Raw genomic sequence first — 4,525 nt, 5'->3', positions numbered from 1 at the left:
GTCATTGAGTCATTGAGTCATTGAGTCATTGAGTCATTGAGTCATTGAGTCATTGTGGTAGGGGAGTGTTGGATGATGAAGTCAGTAAATCATGTAGTTAGTGAGTCATTGAGTCATTAAGTCATTAAGTCATTGTGGTAGGGGGGTGTTGGGTCATGAAGTCAGTAAATCATGTAGCTAGTGAGTCATTGAGTCATTGTGGTAGGGGGGTGTTGGGTCATGAAGTCAGTAAATCATGTAGTTAGTGAGTCATTGAGTCATTAAGTCATTAAGTCATTGTGGTAGGGGGGTGTTGGGTTATTGGGTGGTTTGGCGATGGCGGTCAATGGATGCGATGTAGGCGTTCAACACTTTGATGCACTCATAGGTTTGCGCTTTTAGTGCATTGAAGGCATCATCCTGGATATAGCCTTGGTCTCGAGCCGTAATGAGATGATCCACAAGCTCAAAAAGCGACCCTCTCGCCTGCCGACAAAACTGAATGTTTTCCTGATAATGAAACCGTCCAAATCCCTCTGCAATGTTTGCCGTCGCCGAGATGGCAGCCCTACGAATTTGTTTGACCAAGAGATATCTTTCTGCGTGCGGAAACGCCTCTGAGGCCTCATAAATCTTTTGTCTCAAATTTCTTACAAGCTTCCAAACATGAAGATCCTCAAATGATCTTACAGAGGCTCTTGGTGCCCTTCGCCCCGTCCCATTCACCCCATCCCCCCGCCTCTATGACTCAACCACTTACCCCCTTAACGACTCCACGACCGAACCACTTATAGACTCAACGACTCAACGACCCAACGACTCAACGACCCAACGACTCAACGACCCAACGACTCAACGACCCAACGACTCAATGACCCAACGACTCAATGACCCAACGACTCAATCTCTCAATGACTTAATGACTTAATGACTCAATGACTTAATGACTTAATGACTCAATGACCCAATGACCCAACGACTCAATCACTCAATGACTTAATGACTTAATGACTTTATGACTTAATGACTCAATAACTCAATGACTCAATGATTTGTTACTTTGGGAGGTATTTATGCATTATGGGAATAATGTGCTGTGCAAAATCCACGGCCGTGTCCATGGCCTTATCCATACGGTTGTCATGGACAGGCACGATGATACGTACAAAGGCTCCGTCGGTACGCTGATGGAACAGGGAATCGATGACTCGGAAGATGCGTTCGGAATATTCCGTGGGCATGATGCGGCCTCGGCCCTGGTACCAGTACAGAACGACTTGGTGTTCCGCTCCTTTTTGCATCAGCATGCGGCTGACTTCCACCGTGTGAGGGTGAGGATTGGTAAAGGTGAGGGGGACCACCTCGAGACGGGCCACATCCCAGCCGGATCCAGGCATGCAGTTTCGCGGGGAATGGTAGCTTTTTCCTCCCCAGGTGGTGGCAAAATAGCTGGCATAAAAGTGCACGGGAGCCTCGGGGCCGACGTAGGAGCGGCTCACGTAATCGTCTACGCCGAGCACCTGGACGATATTTTCCGGCAACACTTCGTCGACTTCACCTCTCCAGGGTCCCACGGAACGCGGAAAATCACTCAAAGGCCGCGGCAAAGGCACAGGTTTTCCATGACCTATGGTTTGAATAAGCAAGGCACAAATTAGAAACAGGGTGCACAGAAGCCATGGGCGTAGATGACCGGCACCACCCTCTGGAAGCTTGTTCGAGAACGCCTTTTCCCCTTCAAGGGCGGGCCCTGGGGTCGCTTTTTCTGCAGGAGCGTCACTCCCTCTCTCAGGAAAATCAACGCCTGCCTTCATTGGGGAACAGCCTTCCACCGCTTGGTTTTCTTTGACCTCGACCCGATTGGAGTTTTCCGTTGGGGGCGTGGCTCCCTCGGCGCACGTTTCATTCTTCGTAGGGTGTGGGGCTTCGGGTTTCAGGGGGATCTCCTTTGAAAAAGGGAAATGCGCATAACCGCGTTTGTTTCGAATCGAAAGCTCAAGGGCCTCGCTTCGGGCCGTGTTGGTTTGAAGATGCGTGAAAAGCTTTGCGTGACTATTTAAAACGTATTCCGTGTTCCGGAACCAAACTGACACTCATGACCACACGGTTTTCTCGATAATCGTTTTCGTTGAGGTTGGAATCCAGTTTCTTATGGGAATAGGTCATGTTGAGGTAAAGCCAGCGAAGCATGCGGTATCGAAGGCCTGCCGCTAAGGTATAGACGTTGTCGTCTCGTTCCGGATCTTCGTCCAGGTATTCGTTTCGCACCACCGAAAAGGATCCAAAGGAATCGATGCGCTTGGTGAGGGCGTAATTGCCGGCGATCATAGCCTGGTAGTAAACGGTAAATCCCAGATTCTCCGCCCCTCCGTAACTCTGTTCGTATCCCGTACCCCCCGAAATTCGAACGGCTCCACGGCGAAAACGCCAAGTCTTCCCCAGGTCTCCAGAAACTGTGGGGCCGCTGTCGTCGGAACCGATTTCGTTCTTCTTGTAGAAATACCCCACACTAAGGCTTGCAAAGAAATCTTTTGACGGTTCCCAATCCACTCCTAGGAACGGTTCATACACCTGATAGTCTTTTTCACCGCCGAAAGTATCGGAAACTGTATGTCGATAACCGATGAAGCCGTTCAAGTGCGGGGAAAATTCGCGAAGAAACCGCAGATGGGCTTCGTAGTCGTTGGTATAATCCGTCTTGCCGGAATAGTCCCCTCGGTCATAACGGAGCCCCGCATCGATGCCGTAATGGTCCCATGGCCACAGGGTCACGGCAAGGGCTGGGCTATGGCGCCGATTGTCTTCCACCTTTGGATCATCATTGTCCAAAAGGCCGAAAACATAAGAAGCCGTCAAGCGATCGCGTTTTCCAAAACGATAATCGGCTGTCAGGGCTGTCAGGCTTTCGGTGTAGGGTTCCCGATTGCGGCGAATGGTTCTGTCCGGACGCCGTTCTACAATGGGTTCCTGGATTTCCACAGGGGTTCCTTCGGATGGTTCGGGCCTCGAAGGGATGGTTCGAGTACGCCGGAAAACGGGTTCTTTCAGTGTGTAGGGAAGTTCGGTACGCTCAAGGGTTTCGGAAACTCGTACGCGGAGCTTGTTCGTGACCTGGTCCCAGAAATAAGCTGAAAGATTTTGGCGGATTTCCGAATTATTCCGGTCTTTGGCCGCATAAGCAAACCCGGGACTGTAGGAAAGGTGTAAGCCTCGCGTTTTCCAGAGCACGGAATAGTCGATGCCGGGGCTGATGACGGTGGTCCATTCTTCACGGGGGTCAGAGCGATCCAGATCCACGTTGTCCGTGTATTCTTCGCTGATGGTCAGCCGTGGCTCAAGGGTTTGAATGGAATCCGCGAAGAGCGGGCCGGCGTGAAGAATCATCCCCACCAAGAGCAGGACGGCACAGCGTGGGTTTTTCATGCTGGGATCCTCCAGCGGGGTTTGGGGGGCGGACACCTAGAGCCGCCCCTACGGGTGTCAATCGTTACGGAGCGGACACATAGGGCCGTCCGTACAGGGGTCGTTGGACCGGGAAATGGTTAAGGAACGACGATGGTGTCGCCCGCCTGAATCAAAATATTTTGCTCCGTATTTTTACCTTTCACAATTTCTTTGTAATTGACGGGAATGCGTTTTTCCTGGTCCCCTTCACGCCGGAGAATCATGACCTTATCCTTCTCGGCCCATTCTGTGAAGCCGCCGGCCATGGCAAAGGCTTGTAAGACTGTGATGTCGGTAGTCAGTTGGTATTCCCCGGGTTTGGCAATTTCGCCGATCATGTAGAATTTTTGGCTCGTAGCGGCTTTCAGGATCACGGTCACTTCGGGTTGTTCGATAAATTCGGAAAGTCTTTGCTGGATGTCTTTTTTCACTTCCATGGGGGTGCGGCCTGCCGCCTGCAAGTCATCCAAAAGAGGCAAGGAAATCATGCCGTCCATACGCACAAAGGTTTCACGACTCAAGACGGGTTCTTTCCATACATGAATTTCCAGCACATCCCCTTTGCCGATTCTGTATGTGCCGGCTGCCTCGGCCTTAACCCCAGAGGCTTGTCGCGGCTTTTCCGCAGCCCACAGCGCGCCGCACCAAGCCACCGACATCCACAGCGCCACCACGATTCCCATAATGATCCCGTCTCCGCGCTTCCTTCCCATGGCCTTGTCCCCTCATCCTGTGTCTTTTCTAAGGCTTTTCCCCCAGGCAGGCTTCGCCTAACTCGATTACATCGAGCCTTTTTTCCTATTCTCAAGCCCATCAACCAACCCACTGCCGTACTAACTTAACGCCCCAATACCCTAACGAGTCAACAACTCCCCCCACCCCTCCCAACCACTCAACCACTCAATCACTCAATGACTCAATGACTCAATGACTTTATGACTCAATGACTTTATGACTCAATGACGCACAGACTTAATGACTCAATGACCCAATGACTCAACCACCCAATGACTTAATGACTCAACCACTCACTCCCTTAATGACTCAATGACTCACTGCCGCACAAACTTAATGACTTAATGACTCAATGACTCAGTGACTT

Annotated in this window: 4 protein-coding genes; all 4 read right to left on the bottom strand. The window is 51.1% G+C overall.

Going from position 1 to position 4,525, the window contains the following annotated elements; translation table 11 throughout:
* Positions 1–297 precede the first annotated feature (297 nt).
* The 4 genes from WHS46_14705 to WHS46_14690 all read right to left on the bottom strand — a co-directional run bounded on the left by WHS46_14705 (position 298) and on the right by WHS46_14690 (position 4,136).
* Positions 298–705: a four helix bundle protein gene (locus tag WHS46_14705; GenBank protein ID MEJ5349927.1), complete on the bottom strand. Its 408-nt coding sequence runs from the start codon at positions 703–705 to the stop codon at positions 298–300.
* Positions 706–1,034: 329 nt separating this feature from the next.
* Complete coding sequence (locus WHS46_14700) at positions 1,035–1,793, bottom strand: exosortase C-terminal domain/associated protein EpsI (GenBank protein MEJ5349926.1); 759 nt, start codon at positions 1,791–1,793, stop codon at positions 1,035–1,037.
* 238 nt (positions 1,794–2,031) lie between these two features.
* Entirely contained in the window at positions 2,032–3,402 is a 1,371-nt protein-coding gene (locus WHS46_14695) for an outer membrane beta-barrel protein (GenBank protein MEJ5349925.1), read from the bottom strand.
* 119 nt (positions 3,403–3,521) lie between these two features.
* Complete coding sequence (locus tag WHS46_14690; GenBank protein ID MEJ5349924.1) at positions 3,522–4,136, bottom strand: polysaccharide biosynthesis/export family protein; 615 nt, start codon at positions 4,134–4,136, stop codon at positions 3,522–3,524.
* Positions 4,137–4,525 lie beyond the last annotated feature (389 nt).

The sequence above is a fragment of the Desulfosoma sp. genome (genome assembly GCA_037481875.1).
Classification (GTDB): domain Bacteria; phylum Desulfobacterota; class Syntrophobacteria; order Syntrophobacterales; family DSM-9756; genus Desulfosoma.
The sequence above is the reverse complement of the archived record's forward strand: the minus strand, read 5'-3'. Positions and strand labels throughout refer to the sequence as shown.